We start from the raw sequence: 24,881 nt of genomic DNA on the forward strand, positions 1-24,881 counted from the left end.
CGTCAGGACGCCTCCGCATGGCGAATGCAGACGCCGTCGGCGCCGAAGATGTTCAGGTGACGCGGCGCGATCTCAAACGGGATCACGTCGCCGGGCCTCGCCGCAATCCTGTTCGGGATGACGGCAATCAGGAGATGACCGGCACAATGACCTGCGATATGAGATTGATCACCGAGCCACTGATTGGAGACAATGCGCACACGCAGATCTCCCTCGCCGACCGCGATCCTCTGCGGCCGGACGCCTACCCTCACGCGCGGAGACGCCGCGAGCGCCCTCTCGGCCGCCTGATCGAGGCCGGCGCCGCCGATGTCAAAGGCCACATCGGGGCCGACCGAGAGACGGAAACCGCCATCGGACCGCTGCACCTCCATGTCGAGCAGATTCATCGGCGGCTCGCCGATGAAGCTTGCGACGAACAGGTTGGAAGGACGATCCTTCAGCTCTTTCTCGCTTGCGAATTGCTGCAGCACCCCGTCTTCCATGACTGCGATACGGTCGGCCAACGCGCTCGCTTCGGTCTGGTCGTGGGTGACGAAGATCGCCGTCATCTCGCGCTCGGCAAGCAGGCTCTTGATCCGCCCGCGCAGCACCGCGCGGAGCTGCGGCTCGAGCTGCCCCATCGGCTCATCAAGCAGATAAAGGTCGGCATCGCGCACCAGGGCACGCGCCAGCGACACCCGCTGCTGCTGTCCACCGGAGATCACACGCGGATAGAGCTCCAGAATGTCGTCGATTTCGACGAGGCGCGCGATCGCGTCCACGCGGCGTGACACCTCGCTGCGCGAAAGCTGCTGGGATTTCAGCGCGAACGCGATGTTCTCGCGAACCGTCAAAGGCGGATAGAGCGAATAGCCTTCGAAGGCCATCGCGACCTTCCGCCGGGCCGGCGGCAGGGCATCGATGCGCCGATCGTGCAGGACGATGGAGCCGGAGGTGACGCTTTCGAAGCCTGCGATCATGCGCAAGGTCGAGGTCTTGCCGCATCCCGATGAGCCGAGGAGCGCGACGATCTCGCCTTTCTCGACCGCCATGTCGAGCGAACGGACGGCATGCACGGCAGGCCGTCCGCGGCTGCGATACACCTTGTCGACACTTCGAAGCTCGAGCGTGCCCATGGTCATCGCGCTCCGATCACGCGGCTTGCCGCCGGTGCGACAGCGAGACGCGAAGCCCGGTTTCGCGATCGAACAATTGCACGGCCTCCTGCGCAAAGCGGACAAACACGGTGTCGTCGGCGACGACCTTCGGCGCACCGGGGCGCAGCGACCCCAGCCATTCCCTGCCGTCCTCGAGCCGGAGCAGCAGCACCGCCTTCTCGTGCATCGGCGTGATCGCGAGAACGCGCGCTCGGATGGCCTCCTCGCCGGCGGCAAAGGAAATGTCGAGATGCTCCGGGCGCACGCCGAGCCAGTACGGCCGGTCCGCCGGAAGCGCTTCAGCCGCACCCAGCAGCACCCTCGCCCCCGAGATCGCGGCAAACAGCATGCCGTGCTCGGTAAAAGGCGTTATCTCCCCCAGATTGATGCTGGGATCGCCAAACAACCGCGCGACCGCGACGGACGCCGGGCTCGCATAGATCTCTTCGGGACTCGCGATCTGCTCGAGCCGGCCCTCGATGAGGACGGCGATGCGATCGGCAATCGCCATGGCCTCGCGATAATCCTGGGTCACATAGAGCACGGCGGCGGCGCCGCGCCGCAACAGACTCGGCAGCTCAAGCCGCATTTCATAGCGCAGCTTTGCGTCCACATTGCGCAAGGGATCATCGAGCAGCAGCACGTCCGGATTGCCGACCAGCGCCCGCGCCAGCGCCGTGCGCTGCTTCTGGCCATTCGACAATTCGCGCGGCACATGGCCCAGCACGTGCTCGATCTTCAAGAGCTTGCTGATCGCCTGCACGCGCGCGGCCGCATCATCAACCCTACCCTTCGCTCGCAGGCCGCTTGCGATGTTGTCTCGCGCCGTCAGATGCGGAAACAGCGCGAAATTCTGGAACGCCATCCCGATCCCGCGCCGCTCGGGTACGGCGCCGACGATCGAACGGCCGCCGACAAGAATGTCGCCCTCGTCCGGCTCGAACATGCCCGCGATCATGCGCAGCAGCACCGTCTTGCCCCCGCCAGAAGGCCCGAACACGGCAACAATCTCGCCGGGCTCGACAGCGAGCGACAGGCTATCGGCGGGTCGCACCGCACCGAAGGCTTTGCTGACGGATTTGATTTCGAGTGCCGCCATCGCGTCAGCCCTTGACCGCGCCGAGGGACAGGCCCTCGACCAGATAACGCTGTGCATAAAGCGCGAGCAGGAGCGTCGGCATCACTGAAAGCACGATCGCCGCGGCGATCTGGCCATACTGGATGCCGGACGCCGTGACGAAGGCGAGCGCGCCCACGGTCACAGGTTGCTTGTCGGCGGAAGCGAGAATCAGGGCGAAGACGAAATTGTTCCAGCAGAAGATGAACGACAACAACCCCGCCGCGGCGATACCTGGACCGGCGAGCGGCACCGCAATGCGCGTGAACGCCTCGCGCCAGGAATGCCCGGCGAGGCGATAGGCGTGCTCGATATCAGGGCTGATGTCCTCGAAATAGCCGCGCACGATCCACAGGATCAGCGGCAACGCAATGAGCTGATACACCCAGATGACGCCGACATAAGTGTCGTTGAGCCCAAGCTCCTGATAGTAGAGCGACAGCGGCAGCAGCACGAGCAGCGGCGGCGCGAAGCGGAACGACAGCAGCGTGAACGCGATGGTCTCGCCCAGTCGGAACTTGAAGCGCGCAAAGGCATAGGCTGCCGGCACACCCAGGAGCAGCGCGAGCACCACCGCTCCGCTCGACAGCACGAGACTGTTCCAGAGATTGTGCATGAAGGTGATTTCGAGATTGCCCGCCGCCGTGCGCAACTGGCCCGAGATCAGCGCCGCGTAGTTGGCAAGCGTCGGCTCGAACAGGATACGCGGGGGGATGCGCAGGATCTGCTCGTTGGTCTGGAACGACATCAACAGGATCCAGACGATCGGAAACATGAAAAAGACGAGGATAAGCGTGAGCGCCACGCCCCGAAAGATGCGACCGGCAAGACTTTCATGTTCCATGGCCGCGCTCCTCGAACCTCACGCATGGCCGTGTGCGCGTGCGCGCAACCGCAACCAGTTCTTTATGAAGATATTCGACAGGATGTTGGTGATGACCCAGAGGATCATCAGCAGCGCCGCAGACCGGCCCACGTTGGTGTATTGGAAGAACTCGAGATAGGCCTGCACCTGAAACACCATCAGCCGGTCGCCGGGACCGCCCTGCGTCATCGCATAGATGATGTCGAACTGCTGGATCGAGTCGAGCAGGCGGAACAGCGACGCCGTGATGATGTACGGCGCCAGCATCGGCAGCGTGATGCGGAAAAACACGAAGGTTGCCGGCACCCCATCGAGCGCCGCCGCCTCGAACGGCTGCCGTGGCAGCGACCGCAATCCGGCAAGCAGCAGGATCATGATGAAGGGCGTGTAGACCCAGACATCGACCAGCACCACCGTGAGCAGCGCGGTGGACGGATCCGAGGCCCATTTGAAATCCGTGAAGCCGAGCAAGCCGACCAGATACGACAGGATACCGAAGCCCGGATTGGTCATCAGCTTCCACATCAAGGCGGCAATCGCCGGCGCCGTCATCAGCGGCAACAGCAGCGCAATCGAGACCGCATTGTGAAAGCGGGTCGGCCGCCGCAGCAGGAGTGCAATCGCAAGGCCGAGCAGGAGCTCGAGGACGACTGTCAGCGTCGTGTAGAGGAGCGAGATGCGCAACGTATTCCAGAACGCGGGATCGGTGATGAAATCGACATAGTTCTGGACGCCGATGAAGCCACGCAAATACGGCAGGTTCAGCCGATAGCGCTGCAATGAGTAGATCGCGGCGGCCACAAACGGGACGATGATCGCAATGCAGACGAGCAGAGCCGGCAGGCTCAACAGGTAAGGCAGCACGCGGCCGCGTGGCCGCGGCTTGCGCCCGGTTGGCGCATTCGCCTGAAGGAGTTGCAGCATGCTCATGGTGACGACGATTCAAACGTTCGCGGCGTGCCGCCGGCCCGAAGGGGGGAGATTCTCGGGCCGGCGGCCAGTCATGGTGCGAAGGACCAGGCACCAAGCGGTGTATCAGCCGAGGCCAGCCGACTTCAACTGGCGATTGATGCTGTCGGCGAGCTTGTCGAGCCCCTCGTCGACGCTAACCTCCTTTGCGACCATCTTCTGCAGCGTTGCTGCCCACTCGGTGGTCAGGTCGAAGAACAACGGCTGCGCCGTAAAGTAGATCTTCGCGCCAGGGGAAGAGACGTCATATTGCTCGAGATAGCCGGGATAGGATTTCGCGATCCTGTCGCGGAATTGGCTGTCCTTCCATACCGAGGTCCGCACCGGGTTCACGAAGTCCATCTTGCGCGCGCCGAACAGGTCGTGCTCGGTGGACGCCGCCCACTGCATGAACAACCAGGCCGCATCCTTCTGCTTGGAGAAGCTCGACAGCGCGAGCGACCAGATCCACACGTTGGGCGTCGGCGCCTTGGCAGCCGGATTGGCCGCGAATGCGGCGTAGCCCATGTGGCCCTTTTCCTTGTTCTCACCGCCGTTCATGAAATAGCCGAGGATGTCGGCATCGAAGATCATGCCCGAGGCGCCGGCGCCAAGATCGGTGCCGACTTGATACCAGGTGTAGGTCGACCAGTTCTTCGGCCCCGATTGCTGGATCATCTTGACCCATTTGTCGTGGAATTCCTTCGAGGCCTTGGTGTTCATCGCGGCTTTCAGCTTGCCGCCTTCCATCACGAAGTCCTTCTGGCCGAAGTTGGAATAGCCAGACAGAAAGCCCGGATGGATGGTCGCCCAGGAGCGCGAGCCGCGGACGCCGATGCCATAGGGCCCGCCCGCGTCCTTGGTGATCTTCGCCGCAACCTCGATCATATCGTCCAGGTTCTTTGGCGGCTTGACGCCGACCTTGTCGAAGATGGTGCGGTTGTAGGTGATGTTGTTGAGCTCGAATCCCCAGGGGATGCACCACTGCTTGGCCTTGCCAGAGCCGAGCTCGGAGCCGGGCACGCCGTCCCACGCCGTCGAGGCGCGCAGGTTGGGCAGCACGTCGTCCCAATTGAAGTCGGGGCTCGTCTTCGATGCATCGTGAATATAGGCGTTGAGATCCTCGGCCCAGCCGGCCGGACCATAGGTCCAGGTCATGTACGCGCCGGTCATGAAGGCATCGTACTGGTCCGATTTCGATGACAAGGCCGCAGTCACCTTGTCGAAATAGACGTCCTCCGGGAAGATATCGTAAGTCACGTTCATCCCGGTGAGCGACTTGAAGGCTGCAAGATCTGCAATCATCGCATCCGCGTAGGGATGCTTGTTCAACAAGAGCTTGATCGACTTTCCGCTCTGGGCCTTCCAGTCGAAATTCGCGGCCATCGCCCGAGAGACCGAGGATGCGAAGGCCGCGTTGGCGGCCACCCCGGCAATGCCGAGCTTGGCGGCGCCATCGAGCAGGTCGCGCCGGCTGATGCGTTTATTGGCGTAGGAGTCGAACAGATTCTTTTCGCGATCGAACATGAACTCATCTCCTTGTTTGCGCTTACTTCCGTCCCTTGATTTTTCTGGTCACGCCGGATGTGCCCTCCGGCTTGTCTGATGCGAGCACCGAAGCGGTCGGCTCGTCGATGATCAGCCCATGCAGCATGCCGCTGCGCAACACGCCGCGCAGCGCGGTCACCTTGGGTAGCCCGCCTGCGATCGCGACGATGCGGTGCTTCTTCAGATCACTTGCGGTCATCGAGGTCGCGCGCGCCGACAGATCGGTGTCCAGCACCCGGCCATCGGCACTGAAGAAGTGCCCGAGCAGATCGGCGCAGGCGCCGGCCCGCTTCAGCTCGGTGACCTCGTCGGGCTTGATCATGCCGCTCGAGACCAGGAAGCCGTCGCGGCTGACCTGACCAATACCGACGAACAACAGCGAGGCCTTGCGGGCCAGCGCAAAAACGTCGGCGATGCCGTATTGCTTCATCAACACCGCCCTGTCGGCGACCGAGTTTGCGAACACCGGAACCGGCAGCAGGAAGGCTTCGGCGCCGGTGCGCTCGGCCAGACGGTGAATCACGTCGAATGGATTGGCGGCAAACTTTCGGGTCAGTCCGCCGAGCAGCGACACGAAGCGCACATCGGGCGCGGGCGTCTGCGGCAACTGTTCGACCACGGCGGCAAGCGTGCGGCCGTGGCCTACGCCGATCACCTGGTCTTCGCCGCGTTCGAGGATCTGGCGCAAAAAGCTTGCGCCCTCGAGCGCCAGCGCCTTCAGCGGCAGGTCTGGCTCGCCGAGATCAGGCGCGACGCGGCAGAATGCGAGGCCAAAGCGCTGGGCCAGCGCATTCTCCAGCGCGACGCATTCGGCAACGGGCCCTTCGACGAAGACGCGGATCATGCCCTCGCGACTCGCGCGCGCTATCAGACGATGGGCCTTGGTGCTCTGGATGTTCAGGCGGCTCGCGATCTCCGACTGCGTCATTCCGGCGGCGAAATAGAGCCACGCCGCGCGCGTTGCGAGCGACGCCTCGCCATCGACCACGGAAAGCCTGTCGGAAGCCAAAGCCACGCCCGGAAACCTCGCTTGCAAATTTCTTCATCCAGTGCAAAAAATTGCAAACGGCACTCGAACCGTCAAGCCCCTTCCTCATGCTGCAATGCAAATCCGATCGATCGGCGAGTCTGTTCCACCCGTACGCAAAATGCCGCGAGCGGCGCGAATGCGCGCAAGCGTTCACGAATAAGGCTGGCCGATCAAAGGCGTGGCTTGGTGCGCGCACTGACGGGAACATCGCGCTGGTGACGCGAGCGCTGAAGGCATTCAACCTCTGCGTCAGGACGCGCAAAAGGCGTAAGCTCCAATGACAGGCCTGTTCCTCGGCATCGATATCGGAACCGGCGGGGTTCGCGCCTGCGCGATCGATGCTCAGGCCGATATCCGGGGAATGGCGTCAGCCGCCCTGCCGGCCCCGCGCCAGCGCGGTGATGCCATTGATCAGGATCCGGAGCTCTGGTGGCAGGCTGCAGTCGCGGCAATCCTCAAGCTCGGGCAAACGATCGATCTCGCAGGTGTGGAGCGCATTGCTGTAGATGGCACGTCCGGCACCCTTCTGCTCGTCGATGCCGCCGGCCAGCCGCGCTCGTTGGGTCTCATGTACAACGATGCCCGTGCTGCGGAGGAATCTGCGCGCATCGCCAAGGTGGCGCCTGCGGAAAGCGGCGCCCATGGGCGCAGCAGTGCGCTCGCCAAGCTGCTCCATCTGATGCATCGGGGTGATGCCGGGGATGCTCGCCACGCCGTTCATCAGGCAGACTGGATTGCCGGCAGGCTCACCGCATGCCATGGCGTCAGCGATGAAAACAACGCGTTGAAGCTCGGCTACGATCCGGTGACGCGCACCTGGCCGGTCTGGCTCGACCAGCTTGATGTCCCCCGCGCATTGCTGCCGGAAGTCGTGGTGCCCGGAACGCCCTTCGCCGAGGTCAATCCAAACGTTGCGCGCGCGCTCGGCTTGCCATCATCGGCGCGCGTCGCGGCCGGCACCACCGACGGCGTCGCGGCGTTCATGGCGACCCGCGCGGATCGACCCGGCGACGCCGTCACGTCGCTCGGCACGACTCTGGTGGTCAAGCTGCTTGCGACACAGCCGATCTTTGCGGCGGACCAGGGCGTCTATTCGCACCGCCTCGGCGGCCGCTGGCTTGCCGGTGGCGCCTCCAACACGGGCGGCGCGGCCTTGCTGGCGCATTTCACCGCCGAGGAGATGGAACGCCTGACACCTCAACTCAAGCCGCAACAGCCGACCGGGCTCGACTATTATCCGCTTCCCAAGGCCGGCGAGCGCTTTCCGATCGCCGATCCAAACCTCATGGCGCGGATCAGTCCGCGTCCAGCCGAGGCCAGCCGTTTCTTCCAGGGCCTTCTCGAAGGTATCGCGTCGGTCGAGGCGCTCGCCTATCAACGCCTGGCTCTGCTTGGAGCTCCGCCGCTGCGCCGCGTCATCAGCATCGGCGGGGGCGCCAGGAATGAGGCATGGACTCTGATCCGGCATCGCACGCTCGGCGTTCCCGTCAGCCTCGCCACACAAACGGAGGCATGCTTCGGCGCGGCGATGCTTGCGCTGAACGGCGGCCCGCCATGACAACGGGTCCTGTCGCCATCACCGGTCTTCGCGCCATTGCCGGACGATTCGATCACGTCTTGCTCGATCAATGGGGCACCCTGCACGAAGGCAAGGCGATCTTTCCCCAAGCATACGAATGCGTGGCGCGATTGCGGCAAGCCGGCAAGCGCGTGCTGGTGCTTTCCAACTCAGGCAGGCGCGCGGATGACAATCAGCAGCGCCTTGCCGCCCTTGGGCTGCCGAGCGATGCCTATGACGGCATGCTGTCGTCAGGCGAAGTTGCGTGGAACGGATTGCAGGCGCGAGAACGGGAACCCTTCAACGATTTCGGTCACACGTGTTACCTAATCACGCGCGGCGGCGACCGTTCGATCGTAAACGGCCTCGGCCTTGGCATCGCCGAGGACATGCGGGATGCCGAGTTCATCCTGCTCGGCGGACTGGACGAATCCGTGTCCAAGCCGGAGCACTGGCGCGAAGACCTGACCACGGCCGCGGCGCGCGGCTTGCCGATGCTGTGCGCCAATCCCGACCTTGTCATGTTCGGCGCAGCGGGATTGATCCCTGCGCCGGGCGCGCTGGCGGCCTTCTATCAATCTCTCGGGGGCACGGTGAAATTCGTCGGCAAACCGCATGCGCCGATCTTCGCGGCTGCCCTTGAACGGCTGGGTCATCCCAAGCCGGAACGCGTCCTCGTCATCGGCGATTCCCTTGATCATGACATCGCCGGCGGGCACGCGGCCGGAATGCTGACGACACTCGTCCGTTCCGGGGTTCATCGGGACGCGCTGGCGAAGGCGGCCGATCTGCCGCGCGCGATCGGGACGCTTGCCGGTTCGGCAACCCGCATGCCGCATTGGACAATTGCAAATCTGGCCTGGTGAGGTTTCGAACATGCAGCAGCCAGGGATCCTGAACCAACTGCGGCGCATGTCGGCGCGGGTCGGCAAGAACATCCTGCTGACACAGGCGGCCGGCGGCAATTCATCGATCAAGCAGGGCGACGTGCTCTGGGTGAAAGCGTCGGGCGCCTGGCTCGCCGATGCCGAGACCCAAGACATCTTCCTCCCGATCTCACTGTCCGGCGCTCGTGCGGCGCTCGCTGACGGCAACGAGCGTATGCCATTGGCGCCGGGCCATGCGGCAAGTCCGCTTCGCGCCTCGATCGAGACATCGCTTCACGCTCTAATGCCACATCCGGTCGTGCTGCACGTCCATTCGGTGAACACGATCGCATGGTCAGTGCGAAGGGACGGTAGCGACGAATTGGCCGGGCGGCTCGATAGTCTGGCCTGGCACTGGCTCGATTATCATCATCCCGGCCTGCCGCTCGCGCAGGCGGTGAGCGAGAGCCTCGCACAAAGACCGGCCGACGTGCTGATCCTCGGCAATCATGGTCTGGTGGTGGGTGCCAGCACTTGCGACGCCGCGGAAGAGCTGGTGATGGAGGTCGAGCGCCGGCTTTCGCTGCAACCGCGCATCGCTGAGCCCGCTGCTGACGACACACTCAAGCAGATCTGTGCAGGTACGGAATATCGACCGGCGCCGGATCCCGTGCACCACTCTCTTGCCACCAACCCACACAATCTCTCGATCGCAACCAAAGGTTCGCTCTATCCGGATCATGTTATCTTTCTCGGTCGCGCCATGCCCGCACTTGTCGAAGGAGACGATTTGGCTGCACTCGCAGCCAGGGTTGCAGCGGACGGACTACCTCCGTCGGTGGCCGTGCTTGTCCGAGGTAAAGGTACGATCATCCGCACCGACGCAAGCGCGGCCGCGCAGGCTTTGCTGACCTGCCTGGCGCTTGTGGTCACTCGCCTGCCATTCGATGCCGCCGTCGAATATCTGCCGCCTGCCAAGGAGCAGGCCCTGCTGAATTGGGATGCCGAGCACTACCGCCAACAAATGACGGCAAGACGCTGAATGGTCCTGTCCCGCGCTCCGCCGCTGGCCGGACTGTTCACTATGCAAACATCATTGACATGCTTAGAGTCCTGCAGCGGCAGATGGATGCGGCTCAATACCCTCGCGCGAAATCACCCTCCTGCCTGATGTCAGTGAATACGGGAAAATGCGGCGTCCATACCGTGCCCTTGGCCTTGGTCAGTTGATTGAGGCGTTCGAGCACGCCGACGCCATCGCGCCGCAGACTGGCGGCGACCGCATGGCTTTCGGGGAAATGCTTCCGGATCGCTTCAAGCCAGATGGTGCGGCCCGCCAGGAAGCCGCCGGCGCCGGCGGCATAGGCATATTCAAGCACGCGCTCGAATTTTTCCGCGACGGCGCCTCCGGACAGGAGGACCCACGGAATTCGCCGTTCGGCGCAAATCTCTCCGATGGTATCGAACTCGCGCTGCGCGGATTGCGCTGCCGGGCTGCCGTCGCGCGCCGGCAGAGAACTGGCCGCCAGCGGGCTCTCAAGCTTCAAGAGGTCCACCCCATACTCGGGCTTGGCGAACTCCCGCACGCTCTCGATCACGAGCTTCGGCAGCTTGCCTGGTGATTCCACATAGTCCGTGGTGTGATTGGCGCTGCCGAGGAACGGATACACTAACAGCTCCAGCACATAGGGAATGTCGTGACGCGCGCAGTCTTCGCCGATCGCGCGGACGAAGTTCCTCTGGTGCGCGTTGACCACGGCATCGGCATCGGGCCGGTACCAGGCGAGCACTTTGACCGCATCGCCACCGATCGCGCGGATTTTTTCGACGCTCCAATGGGGGATCGTACGCGATTTGCGGCCACCCGGCGTCTCCTCGACGCGGTGCTCCTCCAGCGTCATGATCAATCCGCAGCGGGCCGGCAACAGATCGATCGCAGCCGGCACTGCAAAATTCGGATCGAACAGCATCGAACTGCAGTGCGGCGCCAACGCCTCGACGAGCAGACGCTTGGCCGCGGTCACGTCCGCATATTCGACCTGGTCCCTGCTGATGCCCCTCGCCTGCGCGATCACCTCGAACAAGGGTGGACGCTGGTCGAGCGCGACCATGCGAAAGTGCCCGTCTGCGTCCGCAAGGCGCGCCAGGCCGCGGTTCTTTCCAATCGTTCTCATGGATGGGTCCTCATCAAGGCAAGACAATCTTCGAAACCGGGAATGCCGTCGCGCCCGCTGGCGCGCGTGCATTTCAGCGCGGCGGCGGCGGAGGCAAAGGACATAGCGTCGGCAACGCCAAGCCCGCCGCCCACAGCAAAGGCGTAGGCACCGTGGAACACATCGCCGGCACCGGTAGTGTCGACGGCATCGACCGCATAGGCCGGGCGTCGATTGAACTGTCCGCCTTCGCACCAGCTTACACCGGCGCGGCCACGCGTGACCGCGACCACCCGGCATTGAAAACGCGCAAGCTTGGCCAGCGCCTCGTCGCTGGCCGAGTCGCTGAAACCGGCGAGCGCCGGCTCGGAGAAAATGACGTGATCGGTCAACGGCAGCAACCGTTCGAACACATCGGCGTCGGCGACGTCCGCATCGAGAATGGTCGGAACCCGAAGCGCACGCGATGTTTCGAACAGCGTAACGGCGCCTTCCACCCAACGCGGATCGGCAAGAACGGCGGAAGTCCCACCGACTTCGTAGAGTGGTAGCCAATCGGCCTCCACCGGGAAGCTGCCGCGGAAGTTCACGATCTGGCGCTCGCCCGCCTTGTCGACGATGATGCCCGAGACCGACGAACGTCCGCCGGCAAACAGCCTGAAATTCCTGACGTCGACGTTTTCGCGCGACAATGCAGTCCGCATCTCATGTCCCGCCGCATCGTCACCGCCGCGGCCCCAGAACGAGGTCGCGGCCCCAAGCCGCGCGGCTGTGACTGCCGCGTTCGCCGCCATGCCGCCGCCGATCGCCGAGTAGTCAAAGCTCTTGATCTTCTCGCTGCCGCCGGAGAGCAAGCGGTCGACGCGCCAGACCTGGTCCAACGCCGACAGTCCGAGGCAGATGACGCGAATGCCCCTGCCGCTTGACGCGAAGTCGGAAGGCGCAACCGCCTTTCCCGGTCGGTCGTGGTGGTTCACGTCAGCACCTGTCCGCTCTGGCTGTCGAACAGATGTGTCTTGCCGGCTTGCGGACGCAAGTGGAGGCGGTCGCCGACCTTCGGCCGCAACGCCGGATCGATCCGTGCAATAGCGGAAGCTCCGGCGAGCTCGAAATGGATCAGCGTATCGGAGCCGAGCGGCTCAACTAACTTGACGTCAATCGCGACGCCGTCCGCGGCATCCGGCGTGACGGCAAAATGCTCCGGACGCACACCAAGCACGGCCTTGCCCGCCGTGCGCAGCCGCGCTTGGCTTTTGTCGTCGAGCGCGATCCGGGCGCCTCCGTCGGAGAGCACCGCGGCCTCACCCCGCAGCTCCACCGGAAAGAAGTTCATCGTGGGGGAGCCAATGAAACCCGCAACGAACTGATTCGACGGCCGCTCATAGACCGCCTCGGGCGTGTCATATTGCTGCACGGTGCCGCTTTGCAGGACGACAATGCGGTCGGCCATGGTCATGGCCTCGACCTGATCGTGGGTAACGAAGACCATCGTGGTCTTGAGCTCTTGGGATAGCGCCTTGATTTCCGCCCTCACCTGCCCGCGCAGTTTGGCGTCGAGATTGGACAGCGGCTCGTCGAACAGAAACGCCTTCGGGTTGCGAACGATGGCGCGGCCCATCGCGACGCGCTGGCGCTGCCCACCAGACAGCTCCTTCGGCTTGCGATCGAGATAGGGCTCGATGTGCAGCAGCGCTGCCGCTCGCCTCACCCGCGCCTCGATCTCCGCCTTCGGCACGCCGCGCAATTCCAGCGCAAATGACATGTTGTCGTACACACGCATGTGCGGATAGAGCGCGTAATCCTGGAATACCATCGCGATGTCGCGCCGTGCCGCGGGCACGCCGTTGACTCTGGCCTCGCCGATGAACAGATCGCCCGAGGTAATCGGCTCGAGGCCTGCGATAATCCGCAGCAGGGTCGACTTGCCGCAACCCGATGGGCCCACGAACACGACGAACTCGTGATCGGCAACCTCGAGGCTGAGATCGGGGATGACGGTGTAGTTGCCGTATTGCTTGACCAGGTTGCGGATCGAGATCGAGGCCATGACGGTCAATCCAGCGCCAGCACCGGCTTGATCGTCTCACCGCAGGCGAAACGCGCGAAATTTTCCGGCAACGCCGACAGCCCGAATTCGTCGTCAACCAGGACGCGATATTCCTCCTTGTAACGGCGCAGGAGATCGATGTTCGGAACGAAATCGCCGATCGGAAAGTAGAAGGTGCGGATCATGTAGAAATCCTTGCGGCGGAACACCTTGCCCTCCTCGATGGTCCAGGGCGCCGCATTCTCGCCGACCAGCACCAGTGCGCCGCGCGGGAGCACGACCTCGATGCCGAGATTGCGCGCCGCATGCGCGCCGGAGCATTCGACGATCAAGGCGAAACGCCGCGAGGTGTCGCCAACAGGATGCGCCTTCGCGCCGAAGGATTGCGCGATTGCAAGGCGCGCGCTGTTCGGATCGGTGACGCGGATGTCGTCATAACCAAAGCTCTTCAGCGCCAGCACCACGCCGAGCCCGACGGGGCCAGCACCGGTCACGAGCACCGGACCGGACTCGCCTGGCGGCACGATGCGGCTCGAAAAGCGCACCGCGTGACCTGAAGTGCCGATCACATCGAGCAGCAGCGGCGCGAGGCTGTCCTCGACATCGTCGGGCACCGGTAACAGACAGTTTTCCGGCACGGGCACATATTCGGCATACCCGCCGGGCCGGTTCCAGCCGATCAGGCTGGAAATCTCCAGACACATCTGAGTGTCGCCGCGCCGGCAGGCCGCGCACTGGCCGCAGTGAACGGGGATATAGACGGCGCAGCGCTTGCCGTGCAGGGGATGGCCGGGCTGCTCGACGACGCCGAAGATTTCATGGCCCGCAGTGAACTCGGCGCCCTTATGCCAGAGCTTGAAATCGGAGCCGCACAGTGCGGTACGCGACACCCGCACCAGCACCTCGCCTTTCGCGACCTCCGGCATCGCGATGCGCTCGATGGTGATGCGCTCATGGCCGTGGAACACGGCGGCCTGCATGATCGAGTTGACACGAACCGTCATCGCTGCACCTAGCCTTTCACCGCGCCGAGCGTCAGCCCCGCGACCAGCCAGCGCTGCACCAGCATGGCGAGAACAAGCGGCGGCAGCGCGATCAGCGTGGCCGCGGCCATCAGGGCACCCCAATCGGTCGAGCCCTCGCCGACGAAGTTGAAGGCCGCGGCGATCAGCGTCTTGGTGTCGCCGTTCGACAGCACCAGCGCGAACAGGAAATAGTTCCAGGAGAAGACGAAAGCGAGGATCGCCGCCACCGCGATGCCGGAGCCAACCAGCGGCAGCGCGATCCGCCACAGGATGCGCGTGACGCTGCAGCCGTCAACCTGCGCCGCCTCGAACACGCTGCGCGGGATATTGTCGAACGACGGCAACAGCACCCAGATCACGATCGGCAGCGTGATCACCGCATGACTTAAGATCAGCGCGGTGTAGGAGCCGATCAGATCGACCTGCCGGAACATCACGTACCAGGGAAGCAGGAACAGCGTACCGGGTGCCATGCGAGCGGCAAGCGTCAGGATCGCGGGCCACGAGATGCGCGTCCACGACACCGCAAAGGCCGCGGGGATGCCGAAGCTGAGCCCGAGCCCCGCCGAACCTGTAGTCACGATGATGCTGTTGAGCGTATAGGCAAGGAACGGCGTCGTCTTCATCAGCTGGCTGTAATTCTCGATGGTCGGCGAGAACACCAGCGTCGGCGGATAGGCCGTGACCTCGAACGAAGGCTTGAACGAGGACAAGACCATCCACACCTCGGGCGCCATGATGACGACGCCGGCAAGCATCAGCTGCAGCGTATTCAATCGGCGAATGACGGCGTCGCTGATGGGTGCACTGGTCATGGTTCTACCTCACCAAACCACCGCGCCGCGCAGGCGGTTGAACGCCAGCACCGCGCCCAACACGATCGCAGTCAGCGTCAGCATCAGCGCGGAGGCGTAACCGATGTTGAAGAACTCGAATCCGACCCGAAAGCCGTAGATGTTGAGGGTGTTCGAGGCGTCGCCCGGCCCGCCCTGCGTGGTGATGTAGATGATGTCGAAGAAACGCAACAGATCGACGCTGCGCAAAATGGTCGCCGTGACGATCGTCGGCAACAACAGCGGCAGCGTGATGCGCCGAAACGTCTTGAAACCGGATGCACCGTCGATCTGCGCGGCCTCGTAGACACTCGGTGGCAGCGACTGCAGACCGCCGAGCACGATCAGCGCGACATAGGGCGTCCATTGCCAGGTATCGATCAGCGCCACCGTTGGAATGACGAAAGTCGGCGAGGCAAGCCAGTCCGAGGGCGGAAGACCAAGCGAGGTCAGGATGTAGTTCGCAGCGCCGAGCGAGGGATCGAGGATGACCAGCCACATCAGGCCCGCTACGACCGGCGGCATCATGAAGGGCGAAATGAAGAGCGAGCGCACAACGCCCGACAGGCGCCTTGAGTGGAATAGAACGAGCGCGAGCCACACGCCGAAGACGAGCTGCAGCACCAGCGACGACACATAGAGCACAAGCGTCACCCACAGGCCGTGCCAGAACTCGTTGTCGGAGATGAGCCTGGCGTAGTTGGCGAACCCAACGACGGACTCCCTGCCGGTTGCGGAAAAGCTCTGAAACGACAGCCAGACCGTGTAGACAAGCGGAAACGCGATCATTGCGACCGTGAAGATCACGGCCGGCGCCGACAGCGCAGCGAGTTCCTGCCGCTGCCGATCCTGTGCTGTCGTGTCGGCGGCTTCTGCCATCAGCGTTCCAAACAAGCGATCACAGAGCACATCGGCCGCCGCAAGCGAAGCAGCCGGGCGCTGTTCTCCGTTGTTACTTTTGCGAAATCAGCGCATCAATCCCCTTGTCGGCCTCGGCGCAGGCCTGATCGACGGTTTTCTGCTTCAGGATCAGGTTCTGCACCGCCTGGCCGATGAATTCGCGCGATTCCGGATTGGCGACGATGGGATAGCCGACTTCCGAAGTGCCCTTCGCCGCCAACACGTCGAGCGCGGCCTGCCATTCCTTGCGCACCGGTTGTTCGTCGATCCATTTGCGATAGGTGGGATCGTTGGCGACCGAAGAACGCGGCGGCGCGATGCCCTGCACGGCCATCAGCTTCTGCACCGCGGGGCTGGTCGCCCATTGCACGAAATACCAGGCCGCGTCCGGCTGCTTGGAGTAGGCGGAGACCGTTATGCCCCAGCCGATCGTGGTCGGGACCTGGCCGCCATCACCGGCCGGCAACGGGATAATCGCGGTGTCCTTCAGCCGGGCGCCGCCTTCCATCACGGTGCGCAGCTCGTTGGAGGCCTCAAAGTCCATCGCTGCGCGGCCCGCGCGGTAGAGCGCGGAAATCTGAGGGAAGCTGTAGTTGACCACGCCGGGCGGGCCGTAATCGCGCAACAGCCGGCTATAGGTATCGAGCGCCGCCTTGTCCTTGGGCGAGCACAGCGCGGACTTGCCGCCCACCATGTAGCTGCCGCCCATATTGTGCAGGAAGTTCGAGAAGGTATAGGGCAGCGCAGGTTTGAGCCCACGCGAGACGAAGGGCGTGATCGACGGATCGCAGGCCTTGACCTTCTTCGCGGCCGCTTCGACGTCTGCAATGGTTTTCGGCTGATCGACGCCGCATTTCTTGAAAATGTCGGTGCGGTAGTAGATGACCGGCCCCTCTATGTTCATCGGCATGCTGGTAAGCTTGCCGTTGTACGTCGCGGCTTTCAGCAGCGCCGGGCTCAAGCCCGCATAGTCGTAATCGGGGGCGACCTCGTTCTTGGTCATCGGGGTCAAGTCGGCGTACCAGCCGGCGGCGGCGAACTGCTCGCCTTCGCGCGAGGGCAAGGTCATGAAGACGTCGACCTCGTCGCTATGAGCGTTCATCACCGTCACCAGGCGCTGGCGCATCTGCTGCTCCTGGTAGGTATCGACCTTCAGCGTGATGCCGGTGAGTTTCTCGAAATCCGCCTTGTGGGTCAAAAGCGCCTGCGAAATCGGGTTGCTGTTGGCAAGAAAATCCACGGTCTTGCCCTGGAATTTCTTCCAGTCGAAATCGGCCGCGCGGGCCGAGCCGGCCAACCCGACCGCGATCACCGAAAGCATGAACTGCGCCGCAAAGGTCCTGGCTCTCATTGACTCCTCCCTGGTGGGCTGTGCCGCCCTTGCCGGTTCTGTTCGAAATGAAAACGGTTACATCCTAAGCTTGCCTGGCCTCCTGTCAAGCTTGGCGTGGATTACAACTTATGGCTATAAAATGCCGGAACATAGCGCCTTTGCCACTATCATAATCCTATGTAACGCGTTACATTAACTCCATCATGCCTCCGCCCGCTGCTCGATCATCGAAGCAAGGAATCCGCGCTGTTGCCGCAGAAGCCGGCGTGTCGATCGCCTCCGTCTCGCGCGCGCTCAACAATCCCAATTCAGTCAGCGCGCCATTGCGCATCCGCATCGCCGAAGCGGTGGAACGGGTCGGCTACATCCCGCACGCGCCGGCGCGGGAACTGTCGTCGCGGCGATCGTTCACGCTGGGCGCGATCGTGCCGACCATCGACAACACCATGTTCGCGCGCGGGATCGCTTCCCTGCAGAAATATTTGTCGTCGGTCGGCTACATGCTGTTCCTGACGACCAGCGGGTATGATCTCGATGTCGAACTGCAGCAGGCGCGCAATCTGATCAGTCGCGGCGTCGATGGTCTGGTGCTGCGCGGCGATTGCCACCATGAAGGCTTGCCCAAGATGCTTGCCGACTACGCCATCCCCTTCATCAATGTCGGCGTCTACCGGCCGGATCGCCCCTACCCCTGCGTCGGTGCCGACAATGAAGGCGCCGCGCATCGCGCCGCCATGCATCTGATCGAGCTCGGCCACCGCAAGATCGGCATCGTCTCCGCGCTCCGGCGCAACAATGACCGCGCCAGCGCGCGCGTCGCCGGCTTTCATCGTGCCTTCACCGAGAACGGCATCCCGATCCGCTCCGACTGGCATGTCGAGGTGCCCTACACACTCGATGATGCGCGCGAGGCCGCGCGTCATCTGCTCAGCTTACGCGAGCGCCCGACCGGGGTCGTCTGCGGCAATGACGTGATCGCCTATGGCGTGCTGCTGGAAGCCGAGCGGAGCGGATTTTCCGTGCCGCGCGACCTGTCGGTGGTGGGTTTTGACGATCTCGACTGGAGCCGCCATCTGCGGCCGAGCCTTACCACCATCCAGGTGCCGACCGGTGCGACCTGGCAGCGCGCGGGCGAATATCTCGTCCGCCGCCTCGCCGGCGAGCAGACCATCATGCATCACGAGGTCGATTACTCGCTGATCGTACGGGAGTCGACGGCGCCGCCGCGGCTGTCGAAACAACAAGGTAAGTAATGATGAGTGCTTTGTTCTCGCTTGCTCCCGGATTCCATGCCGTCGTGGTCGGCGGCGCCGGCGATATTGGTGCGGCGATCGCGACCCAGTTCTGCGATCTCGGCGCCACTGTCACCGCGACCGGGGTCGATGACGCGGATATCGCGCGGACTCGTCTCACACCGCGCGCGGGCCTCACGCTTGCGGCGCTCGACGTCACCGACGACGACGCGGTGAGGTCCTTTGCAAGCCGGCACTCCCGCGTCGATGCGCTGATCAACTGCGCCGGCATCCTGGCGCGCGACAAGGAATATGAGATCGCGACCTTCATGAAGGTACTCGACGTCAATCTCGCCGGTACGTTCCGCACCTGTATGGGCTTCCGCGCGGCACTGGCGAAAGCCAAAGGTTCGATCGTGAACATCGCCTCCATGAATGCGACGCTGGCGCTGCCGCGGATTCCCGCCTACTGCGCGAGCAAGGGGGGCGTCGTGATGTTGACCAAGGCGCTGGCGCTGGCCTGGGCCGAGGACGGCATTCGCGTGAACGCGGTGGCGCCAGGCTACATCGAAACCGCGATCAACGCCGCCGGGCGCACAGATCGCGCGCATTACCAACGCATTGCCGACCGCACGGCATTCAAGCGCTGGGGGCGGCCCGAAGACGTCGCCGGTGCCGTCATCTTCCTCTGCATGCCGGCCTCTCAATACGCGACGGGCACCGTAGTCGCGGTCGATGGCGGCTTCTTGGCTGGTTGAAAGATCGTTGAGGCCGATTGCTTGGGCTGGATCGTGGTCGGGTGCCACGTCGCGGACGGACTCGCCAATCTCCCCGCCCTTGGTGATTTTGCGCACGTCTACTCACCCTGCGGCTTCGGAACGCCTGCTCACATTTTGAGAGCGTGACGTGTTTGTTCGGCAGCCGCCACGTGCGCTGAAGCATCGGCGTCTTGTCGGGAAATCGGAAGAGCGAGATCGATCGGATTGACAGCGTCGACCGGACGACCTAGCGTAGCTGGTATACTAGGTATACCAATGGCCATTCAGCTCAGACGATCGCGTCTTTTTGAGCAGGTCGCCGATATCCTCGAGCAGAGGATACGCGATCGGAAGTTGGTGGCTGGTGCCGAACTGCCATCAGAACGTCAGCTCATGGCGGAATTTGGCGTGGGCCGGCCGGCGATCCGCGAGGCGCTGCTTCATCTGCAACGTGTGGGGCTCGTCGATCTCCGGGCCGGTTCGCGAGCGCGGGTCACGGCTCCGAACGCCGAAGTTGTCATGACGTCGCTGTCGAGCAGTGCGAAATATCTGCTCTCCGATGACAACGGCGTCCGTCATTTCCAGGATGCGCGCGCCCTCTTTGAAACCGGGCTCGCGCGCGATGCTGCGCGCAACGCCACGCCGAAGGATATCCGGCATCTGAGCGATGCGCTCGACGCGAATTACAAGTCCATCGGCGACATCCGACGCTTTGAGGACTCGGATGTCGCGTTTCACTACGCCATCGCCACAATACCCAAGAATCCAATCTATGTGGTCATGCACCGGGCCATCATCGATTGGCTGGTCGACCAGAGAGGCGTGACGCTCAGCTATCCCGGCCAGAACCGCGTCGCCTTTGATGCGCACGTCGCAATCTTCGAGGCGATCAAGGCACGCGATCCAGAACTTGCCGATACCCGCATGCGCTCGCACCTCGATCAGGTTGCCAAGCTCTATTGGAAGGTCCGGAGGGCGGACAAATGAACGGGTTCGTGGTCGTCGTCTGCCCTCGCCTCAGACAGTCGGGTTGTGATTTCGCCTTTTTTGACCCGAAACATTCAGGTTTCGGGGTTCCAACGCAAACTGGAGGAGTCCTGCCGCCAATTTGCCAAATGAGAAACCCCCGCCGCACGAGCGAGGGCCCAATGAATGGCTTCTGACAGTCAAGAAAACGGGAGGTGACAATGTTGAATCGACGTGATTTCGGAAAGATCAGCCTGGCTGCCGGCCTCTCTGCGACAATGGGAACGCCGGCATGGGCCGCATCGGCCGCCGATACGGCCGTCAAGGCCGCGCAGAAATACAAGGGTCTCACGATCACCGTTGTCTGGGAGGCCGGACTTCAGTCGCTCGATCCCACCCACTTCTCCGGTCCGAAGTGGAAAGAGCTGACCGGCATGGACGTGAAGGTGGTCGAGGTCGCGACCGCCGAGATGTTCACCAAGATCATGCAGGATTACAAGTCGGGCGCCGCTGCCTATGACGCGCTCAACGTCATTCCGGCCTGGATGGCCGATCTTGCCCAGGCTGGCGCGCTCGAGGTGCTCGACCCCTATGTTGCGAAGTACGGCTACGCTCCCGAGCTCCAGACGATCGCGCCGACGTTCCGCGACAACTGGATGAAGGTGGGCGACAAGATCTACGGCTTCCCCGACGATGGCGATGTCTTCATCATGTACTACCGGCGCGACATCTTCGGGGATCCGGCCGTACAGAAAGCCTTCAAGGATAAAACCGGCAAAGACCTCGCAGTGCCCAAGACCTGGGCGGATTTCGATGTCGTCGGAGCTGGTCTTACGGATATCCTCAAGGACAAAGGTATCTACGGCGCCTCCTTCTTCCGACAGCCGCCTTACGCGATGTACATGTTCGAGGAACGCTTCCGCAATGAGGGCGGCAAGTTCTTCGATGCTGGCACCATGAAGGCCACGATCAACTCCAGGGTCGGCGTCAAGGTCTTCACCGACATGCGCAACGAGAACAAATTCATGCCGCCCGGCGTGGAGCAATTCGGCTTCGTGGAGAATCTCGCAGCTTTCCTGCAAGGCCAATCAGCCATGACGATCTCCTGGCCACCTTACGGGCGCTGGGCCGAAGGTTATGGCACTGACCAGGAGGCGCTGAACTGGGTCCCGAAGACGAAGATCGCGGGCAAGGTGGGCTACGCCTTGCCGCCGGGCGGACATCCCGAGCTCGCCGCGGGCTTTGCGTTGTCAATTTCTTCCACTTCGAAAAACAAGGACGCCGCCTACCTGTTCATCCAGTGGCTCAACAGCGAAGACGTGAGCCGTCAGCGCGTTCAGCTTCCCTATACGCTGCGCGATCCGTTCCGCAACTCGCACTATACCGATCCTGGCTATCTGGCCCTGTGGCCCAACGCCAAGGACTATCTGGCAGCCCTGAAGCAGGCCTCGCAAACAGGCCTTCTCGACCTGTCGCTGTTGCAAACCGACAAGTACGAGGAGGTTATGCGCCAGGCGATTTCTAAGCTCTGGGCAGGCGATGATCCAAAGACGATCCTCGATGCAGCGGCAGCTCAGTGGGACGACATCACGCAGAAGATCGGCGTCGACAAGCAGAAGGCAGTCTATGCCGGCTGGGCCGCCAAGTCCGGCGCGTACCCGAAACTGTAAGCCGGCCTTTCGCCTCTCCCGCCCTCCGGCGGGAGAGGCTCCGCCTGCTGTTTATGACGGCACAAGACCAACGCGGAAATTGCACCCCCGACCATAGACCATGGCCGCCATTGCCCATCCGGACCGCAATTTCAAATACTGGCTGCTCTCGCCGGCCATCTTCCTGCTGTTGCTGATCGGCCTGTTCCCACTGATCTTCTCGCTCGTGGTGAGCTTCATGCGCGTCACCATGCTGGAGACCGACACATCCTTTGCCGGATTGATGAACTTCGCTCAGCTCTTTCATGACGCGAGGCTATGGCAGTCGCTCGCACATACGGTGCTCATCATCGTCATAGCCCTGCCCATCGAGCTCTTGCTCGGTCTCGCCATGGCTTATTTGTTCCTCGATCCCATGCCTGGGCGGCAAGTCCTGGTCTCGCTGTTAGTGCTGCCAACGATTATCTCGCCGATTGTCGCGGGCGCCACATGGCGGCTCCTGTTCGACAATCGCTATGGTCCGATCAACCAAATCATCGGCTGGTTCGCCGGCCACCCGGTGCCGGCCCTGTGGACGATCAATCCGGAGCTCGTCTATCCCGCCATTATCTTCTGTGAGATCTGGCAGTGGACACCCTTCATGTTCCTGATCCTGCTGGCGGCCCTTTCGAATGTCGACCGCTCCCTTACCGAGGCTGCGGAGATCGACGGGGCGCGGTTCTGGCGCAGCTTCCGCTACATCGTCCTCCCCGCGATCTGGCCCGTCATGTCGATCGCCATTCTGATCCGCGGCCTCGATCTCTTCCGTATCTTCGATATCATCTGGGCGCTCACGGCGGGCGGTCCCGGCACGATGACCGAAACCATCTCGATCTATACCTACATCCAAGGCTTCCAGCAGTTCGAGTCGAGCTACACGGCCGCGATCGCCTTCCTCGTCATTGCGCTTCTCACCGTCATCGTCACCTGGTGCATCCGGCGGATGGGGTTGGCAAAATGACGACCGTTCCGTTTCATCGCCGTAAGGAAACGAAGCTGATCTTCCGCTATCTCACTGCGGCGTTGCTCGTCGTCATTTTCGTATTTCCGATCTACTGGCTGTTTGCCATTTCCTTCAAGACGCCAGGCGAGATCTTCGCTTTTCCACCGGTATGGTATCCGAAGAGCATCCAGTTCAACAATTATGCAGTGCTGTTCAAGGATGGCGATGCCAAGACCGTCGGAAACAGCCTGGTGCTTGCGTCGGTATCAACATTCTTTGCCATGATCTTCGGAACCATCGCCGCCTACTCACTGACGCGATTCAAGACCGGCGGTGAAAATCTCGCGGTGTGGATCATCTCGCAGCGCATGATGCCTCCCGTCGCCATCGTATTCCCGGTTTTCCTTTTCTATGTCTGGCTCGGCTGGGTCGACACTTATATCGGGCTCATCATTCTCTACACCGCATTCAGCCTGCCCTATGTGATCTGGATGATGCGCGGCTATATCGAGGATATTCCGCTTGAACTCGAAGAGAGTGCCTTGATCGACGGCTGCAGCCGCTGGGAGGTCCTTTGGAAAGTGGTATTTCCGATGGCGCGCTCCGGGCTTTTTGCCACCGCCGTCTTCACCTTCGTTTTCTCCTGGAACGACTTTCTGTTTGCACTTGTGCTGACCCGCACCGAGGTTACAACCTACACAGTCCAGGTCACGCATTACTTTGGCGGCCAATCCAACTTCTGGTCCAAGATCGCCGCCATGTCGGTGCTTGGCACCATTCCCGTGTTCATCACCGTCGCAACGCTGCAGCGCTATCTTGTGCGCGGCATATCCATGGGCGCAGTCAAGGGTTAAGTCGTGTCGGACCTGAAGATCAGCGGACTTCACAAGCACTACGGCGCATACCACGCCGTCAAGGGGATCGATCTCGAGGTACCCTCCGGCGAATTCACGGTCCTGGTGGGCCCGTCGGGATGCGGCAAGTCAACCCTGCTCCGCACCATCGCAGGGCTCGAGGAAGCGAGCGCCGGCACCGTTGAAATCGGTGGAAAAGATGTGACCTGGGCCCGCCCACGCGATCGCGACATCGCCATGGTGTTCCAGAACTACGCGCTCTATCCCTATCTCAGTGTTTATGAAAACATCGCATTCGGACTGCGCGCGAGGAGAGTTGCATCCGCAGAGGTCGACAAACGTGTGAAGCGTGCCGCCGACATGCTCGGCATTGCGCAACTGCTCGAGCGATTTCCACGTGAGCTCTCCGGCGGTCAGCGCCAGCGCGTTGCCATCGGCCGCGCGATCGTGCGCGACGCGCTGCTCTTTTTGTTCGACGAACCGCTGAGCAATCTCGATGCCCAGCTTCGCGACGACATGCGGATCGAAATCAAACGGCTCCATCAGGAGCTCGGCCGCACCATGATCTACGTGACTCACGACCAGATCGAGGCGATGACGCTCGCCGACCGCATTGCGCTTATGCGGGACGGCAAGATTGAACAGCTCGGCGCGCCGCTTGATTTGTTTGAGCGGCCGGCAACGCGCTTCGTGGCCAGTTTCCTTGGCAGCCCAAAGATGAACTTCCTACCTGCTGCCATCGAAGCCGACGAAGTAATCCTTAGCGATGGAACCAAACTCACACTGCCGCCAGGACGCAAGGCACCCAATGGTCAAGCCGTGATTTTGGGGTTGAGGCCCCAGCACATCGGCAAAGCCGGAGCGAGCGCTGCACCAGGTCATGTGCAGTTGCCGGCAATCGTAGAGCTCGTCCAACCGACAGGCTCGCGGGTGCAGGTCAATATGCCGCTCGGGGGAATCAGCATCACCTCGGAATTCGCTGCTCACGAGGTCACCGCTCCGGGCGAACAGGTCCGTATCGACATTGATATGACTCGCGCCGTGCTAATCGATCCGCAAACTGACAAGGTCATTTGAG

Annotated in this window: 23 protein-coding genes; 10 read left to right on the forward strand and 13 right to left on the reverse strand. The window is 62.6% G+C overall.

Features of this window, described 5'->3' with window-relative positions; genetic code table 11:
• Nucleotides 1-2: 2 nt before the first annotated feature.
• The 6 genes from VKR55_RS28815 to VKR55_RS28840 all read right to left on the reverse strand — a co-directional run bounded on the left by VKR55_RS28815 (nucleotide 3) and on the right by VKR55_RS28840 (nucleotide 6,632).
• Nucleotides 3-1,118 (reverse strand): ABC transporter ATP-binding protein, encoded by a 1,116-nt coding sequence (locus VKR55_RS28815; RefSeq protein WP_324408823.1) that lies wholly within the window; start codon nucleotides 1,116-1,118, stop codon nucleotides 3-5.
• 16 nt (nucleotides 1,119-1,134) lie between these two features.
• Nucleotides 1,135-2,238: an ABC transporter ATP-binding protein gene (locus VKR55_RS28820; RefSeq protein ID WP_324408786.1), complete on the reverse strand. Its 1,104-nt coding sequence runs from the start codon at nucleotides 2,236-2,238 to the stop codon at nucleotides 1,135-1,137.
• Between the two features lie 4 nt (nucleotides 2,239-2,242).
• On the reverse strand, nucleotides 2,243-3,100 hold the full coding sequence (locus VKR55_RS28825) for a carbohydrate ABC transporter permease (protein WP_324408787.1): 858 nt from the start codon (nucleotides 3,098-3,100) through the stop codon (nucleotides 2,243-2,245).
• A gap of 18 nt (nucleotides 3,101-3,118) precedes the next feature.
• Nucleotides 3,119-4,045, reverse strand: coding sequence for a carbohydrate ABC transporter permease (locus VKR55_RS28830; RefSeq protein ID WP_324408824.1), 927 nt, complete (start codon nucleotides 4,043-4,045; stop codon nucleotides 3,119-3,121).
• 111 nt (nucleotides 4,046-4,156) lie between these two features.
• Nucleotides 4,157-5,596, reverse strand: coding sequence for an ABC transporter substrate-binding protein (locus VKR55_RS28835; RefSeq protein WP_324408788.1), 1,440 nt, complete (start codon nucleotides 5,594-5,596; stop codon nucleotides 4,157-4,159).
• A 22-nt stretch (nucleotides 5,597-5,618) separates the two neighbouring features.
• Entirely contained in the window at nucleotides 5,619-6,632 is a 1,014-nt protein-coding gene (locus tag VKR55_RS28840) for a sugar-binding transcriptional regulator (protein WP_324408789.1), read from the reverse strand.
• A gap of 292 nt (nucleotides 6,633-6,924) precedes the next feature.
• Between VKR55_RS28840 and VKR55_RS28845 the strand changes: the two genes are divergently transcribed.
• From VKR55_RS28845 to VKR55_RS28855, 3 genes are read left to right on the forward strand one after another with little or no spacing between them, the layout of a single operon-like run.
• The gene (locus tag VKR55_RS28845) at nucleotides 6,925-8,205 is read left to right on the forward strand and encodes an FGGY-family carbohydrate kinase (RefSeq protein WP_324408790.1); all 1,281 of its coding nucleotides are present in this window, start codon (nucleotides 6,925-6,927) and stop codon (nucleotides 8,203-8,205) included.
• On the forward strand, nucleotides 8,202-9,071 hold the full coding sequence (locus VKR55_RS28850; protein ID WP_324408791.1) for a TIGR01459 family HAD-type hydrolase: 870 nt from the start codon (nucleotides 8,202-8,204) through the stop codon (nucleotides 9,069-9,071). Before VKR55_RS28845 ends, VKR55_RS28850 begins: the two co-directional genes overlap by 4 nt.
• 10 nt (nucleotides 9,072-9,081) lie before the next feature.
• Nucleotides 9,082-10,113, forward strand: a complete 1,032-nt coding sequence (locus tag VKR55_RS28855) for a class II aldolase/adducin family protein (protein WP_324408792.1) — start codon at nucleotides 9,082-9,084, stop codon at nucleotides 10,111-10,113.
• 94 nt (nucleotides 10,114-10,207) lie between these two features.
• Here VKR55_RS28855 and VKR55_RS28860 read toward each other — a convergent pair whose 3' ends face one another.
• The 7 genes from VKR55_RS28860 to VKR55_RS28890 all read right to left on the reverse strand — a co-directional run bounded on the left by VKR55_RS28860 (nucleotide 10,208) and on the right by VKR55_RS28890 (nucleotide 17,380).
• Nucleotides 10,208-11,245, reverse strand: coding sequence for a tagatose 1,6-diphosphate aldolase (locus VKR55_RS28860; protein WP_324408793.1), 1,038 nt, complete (start codon nucleotides 11,243-11,245; stop codon nucleotides 10,208-10,210).
• Nucleotides 11,242-12,201: a PfkB family carbohydrate kinase gene (locus tag VKR55_RS28865; protein WP_324408794.1), complete on the reverse strand. Its 960-nt coding sequence runs from the start codon at nucleotides 12,199-12,201 to the stop codon at nucleotides 11,242-11,244. Before VKR55_RS28865 ends, VKR55_RS28860 begins: the two co-directional genes overlap by 4 nt.
• Nucleotides 12,198-13,271 carry an ABC transporter ATP-binding protein gene (locus VKR55_RS28870; protein WP_324408795.1) on the reverse strand — a complete coding sequence of 358 codons (1,074 nt, stop codon included), beginning with the start codon at nucleotides 13,269-13,271 and terminating at the stop codon, nucleotides 12,198-12,200. Before VKR55_RS28870 ends, VKR55_RS28865 begins: the two co-directional genes overlap by 4 nt.
• 5 nt (nucleotides 13,272-13,276) lie before the next feature.
• Entirely contained in the window at nucleotides 13,277-14,275 is a 999-nt protein-coding gene (locus tag VKR55_RS28875) for an alcohol dehydrogenase catalytic domain-containing protein (protein ID WP_324408796.1), read from the reverse strand.
• Between the two features lie 8 nt (nucleotides 14,276-14,283).
• Nucleotides 14,284-15,111 (reverse strand): carbohydrate ABC transporter permease, encoded by an 828-nt coding sequence (locus VKR55_RS28880; RefSeq protein ID WP_324408797.1) that lies wholly within the window; start codon nucleotides 15,109-15,111, stop codon nucleotides 14,284-14,286.
• Nucleotides 15,112-15,120: 9 nt separating this feature from the next.
• Nucleotides 15,121-16,008, reverse strand: a complete 888-nt coding sequence (locus tag VKR55_RS28885; protein ID WP_324408798.1) for a carbohydrate ABC transporter permease — start codon at nucleotides 16,006-16,008, stop codon at nucleotides 15,121-15,123.
• A gap of 73 nt (nucleotides 16,009-16,081) precedes the next feature.
• Nucleotides 16,082-17,380, reverse strand: coding sequence for an ABC transporter substrate-binding protein (locus VKR55_RS28890; protein WP_324408799.1), 1,299 nt, complete (start codon nucleotides 17,378-17,380; stop codon nucleotides 16,082-16,084).
• A 185-nt stretch (nucleotides 17,381-17,565) separates the two neighbouring features.
• Between VKR55_RS28890 and VKR55_RS28895 the strand changes: the two genes are divergently transcribed.
• The 7 genes from VKR55_RS28895 (at nucleotide 17,566) to VKR55_RS28925 (ending at nucleotide 24,880) form a co-directional block, all read left to right on the forward strand.
• Nucleotides 17,566-18,615, forward strand: coding sequence for a LacI family DNA-binding transcriptional regulator (locus tag VKR55_RS28895; protein ID WP_324408800.1), 1,050 nt, complete (start codon nucleotides 17,566-17,568; stop codon nucleotides 18,613-18,615).
• Between the two features lie 2 nt (nucleotides 18,616-18,617).
• The gene (locus VKR55_RS28900; RefSeq protein ID WP_324408801.1) at nucleotides 18,618-19,352 is read left to right on the forward strand and encodes an SDR family NAD(P)-dependent oxidoreductase; all 735 of its coding nucleotides are present in this window, start codon (nucleotides 18,618-18,620) and stop codon (nucleotides 19,350-19,352) included.
• A 276-nt stretch (nucleotides 19,353-19,628) separates the two neighbouring features.
• Nucleotides 19,629-20,339, forward strand: a complete 711-nt coding sequence (nanR, locus tag VKR55_RS28905) for a transcriptional regulator NanR (RefSeq protein WP_324408802.1) — start codon at nucleotides 19,629-19,631, stop codon at nucleotides 20,337-20,339.
• A gap of 200 nt (nucleotides 20,340-20,539) precedes the next feature.
• Nucleotides 20,540-21,988 carry an extracellular solute-binding protein gene (locus VKR55_RS28910; protein ID WP_324408803.1) on the forward strand — a complete coding sequence of 483 codons (1,449 nt, stop codon included), beginning with the start codon at nucleotides 20,540-20,542 and terminating at the stop codon, nucleotides 21,986-21,988.
• Between the two features lie 100 nt (nucleotides 21,989-22,088).
• Entirely contained in the window at nucleotides 22,089-22,967 is an 879-nt protein-coding gene (locus tag VKR55_RS28915) for a carbohydrate ABC transporter permease (protein ID WP_324408804.1), read from the forward strand.
• Nucleotides 22,964-23,803: a carbohydrate ABC transporter permease gene (locus VKR55_RS28920; protein WP_324408805.1), complete on the forward strand. Its 840-nt coding sequence runs from the start codon at nucleotides 22,964-22,966 to the stop codon at nucleotides 23,801-23,803. The genes VKR55_RS28915 and VKR55_RS28920 overlap by 4 nt, the downstream gene beginning before the upstream one ends.
• A 3-nt stretch (nucleotides 23,804-23,806) precedes the next feature.
• On the forward strand, nucleotides 23,807-24,880 hold the full coding sequence (locus VKR55_RS28925; protein WP_324408806.1) for an ABC transporter ATP-binding protein: 1,074 nt from the start codon (nucleotides 23,807-23,809) through the stop codon (nucleotides 24,878-24,880).
• Nucleotide 24,881: the final 1 nt, after the last annotated feature.

Origin of the sequence: Bradyrhizobium sp., assembly GCF_035309285.1 — a bacterium.
In the GTDB taxonomy this organism is placed as follows: Bacteria; Pseudomonadota; Alphaproteobacteria; order Rhizobiales; family Xanthobacteraceae; genus Bradyrhizobium.

Bases quoted from the DNA above. Each gene is read 5' to 3' on its own strand.
- VKR55_RS28815 (WP_324408823.1), bottom strand. From the start codon at position 1,118: ATGGGCACGCTCGAGCTTCGAAGTGTCGACAAGGTGTATCGCAGCCGC.
- VKR55_RS28820 (WP_324408786.1), bottom strand. From the start codon at position 2,238: ATGGCGGCACTCGAAATCAAATCCGTCAGCAAAGCCTTCGGTGCGGTG.
- VKR55_RS28825 (WP_324408787.1), bottom strand. From the start codon at position 3,100: ATGGAACATGAAAGTCTTGCCGGTCGCATCTTTCGGGGCGTGGCGCTC.
- VKR55_RS28830 (WP_324408824.1), bottom strand. From the start codon at position 4,045: ATGCTGCAACTCCTTCAGGCGAATGCGCCAACCGGGCGCAAGCCGCGG.
- VKR55_RS28835 (WP_324408788.1), bottom strand. From the start codon at position 5,596: ATGTTCGATCGCGAAAAGAATCTGTTCGACTCCTACGCCAATAAACGC.
- VKR55_RS28845 (WP_324408790.1), top strand. From the start codon at position 6,925: ATGACAGGCCTGTTCCTCGGCATCGATATCGGAACCGGCGGGGTTCGC.
- VKR55_RS28850 (WP_324408791.1), top strand. From the start codon at position 8,202: ATGACAACGGGTCCTGTCGCCATCACCGGTCTTCGCGCCATTGCCGGA.
- VKR55_RS28855 (WP_324408792.1), top strand. From the start codon at position 9,082: ATGCAGCAGCCAGGGATCCTGAACCAACTGCGGCGCATGTCGGCGCGG.
- VKR55_RS28860 (WP_324408793.1), bottom strand. From the start codon at position 11,245: ATGAGAACGATTGGAAAGAACCGCGGCCTGGCGCGCCTTGCGGACGCA.
- VKR55_RS28870 (WP_324408795.1), bottom strand. From the start codon at position 13,271: ATGGCCTCGATCTCGATCCGCAACCTGGTCAAGCAATACGGCAACTAC.
- VKR55_RS28875 (WP_324408796.1), bottom strand. From the start codon at position 14,275: ATGACGGTTCGTGTCAACTCGATCATGCAGGCCGCCGTGTTCCACGGC.
- VKR55_RS28880 (WP_324408797.1), bottom strand. From the start codon at position 15,111: ATGACCAGTGCACCCATCAGCGACGCCGTCATTCGCCGATTGAATACG.
- VKR55_RS28885 (WP_324408798.1), bottom strand. From the start codon at position 16,008: ATGGCAGAAGCCGCCGACACGACAGCACAGGATCGGCAGCGGCAGGAA.
- VKR55_RS28890 (WP_324408799.1), bottom strand. From the start codon at position 17,380: ATGAGAGCCAGGACCTTTGCGGCGCAGTTCATGCTTTCGGTGATCGCG.
- VKR55_RS28895 (WP_324408800.1), top strand. From the start codon at position 17,566: ATGCCTCCGCCCGCTGCTCGATCATCGAAGCAAGGAATCCGCGCTGTT.
- VKR55_RS28900 (WP_324408801.1), top strand. From the start codon at position 18,618: ATGAGTGCTTTGTTCTCGCTTGCTCCCGGATTCCATGCCGTCGTGGTC.
- nanR (WP_324408802.1), top strand. From the start codon at position 19,629: ATGGCCATTCAGCTCAGACGATCGCGTCTTTTTGAGCAGGTCGCCGAT.
- VKR55_RS28910 (WP_324408803.1), top strand. From the start codon at position 20,540: ATGTTGAATCGACGTGATTTCGGAAAGATCAGCCTGGCTGCCGGCCTC.
- VKR55_RS28915 (WP_324408804.1), top strand. From the start codon at position 22,089: ATGGCCGCCATTGCCCATCCGGACCGCAATTTCAAATACTGGCTGCTC.
- VKR55_RS28920 (WP_324408805.1), top strand. From the start codon at position 22,964: ATGACGACCGTTCCGTTTCATCGCCGTAAGGAAACGAAGCTGATCTTC.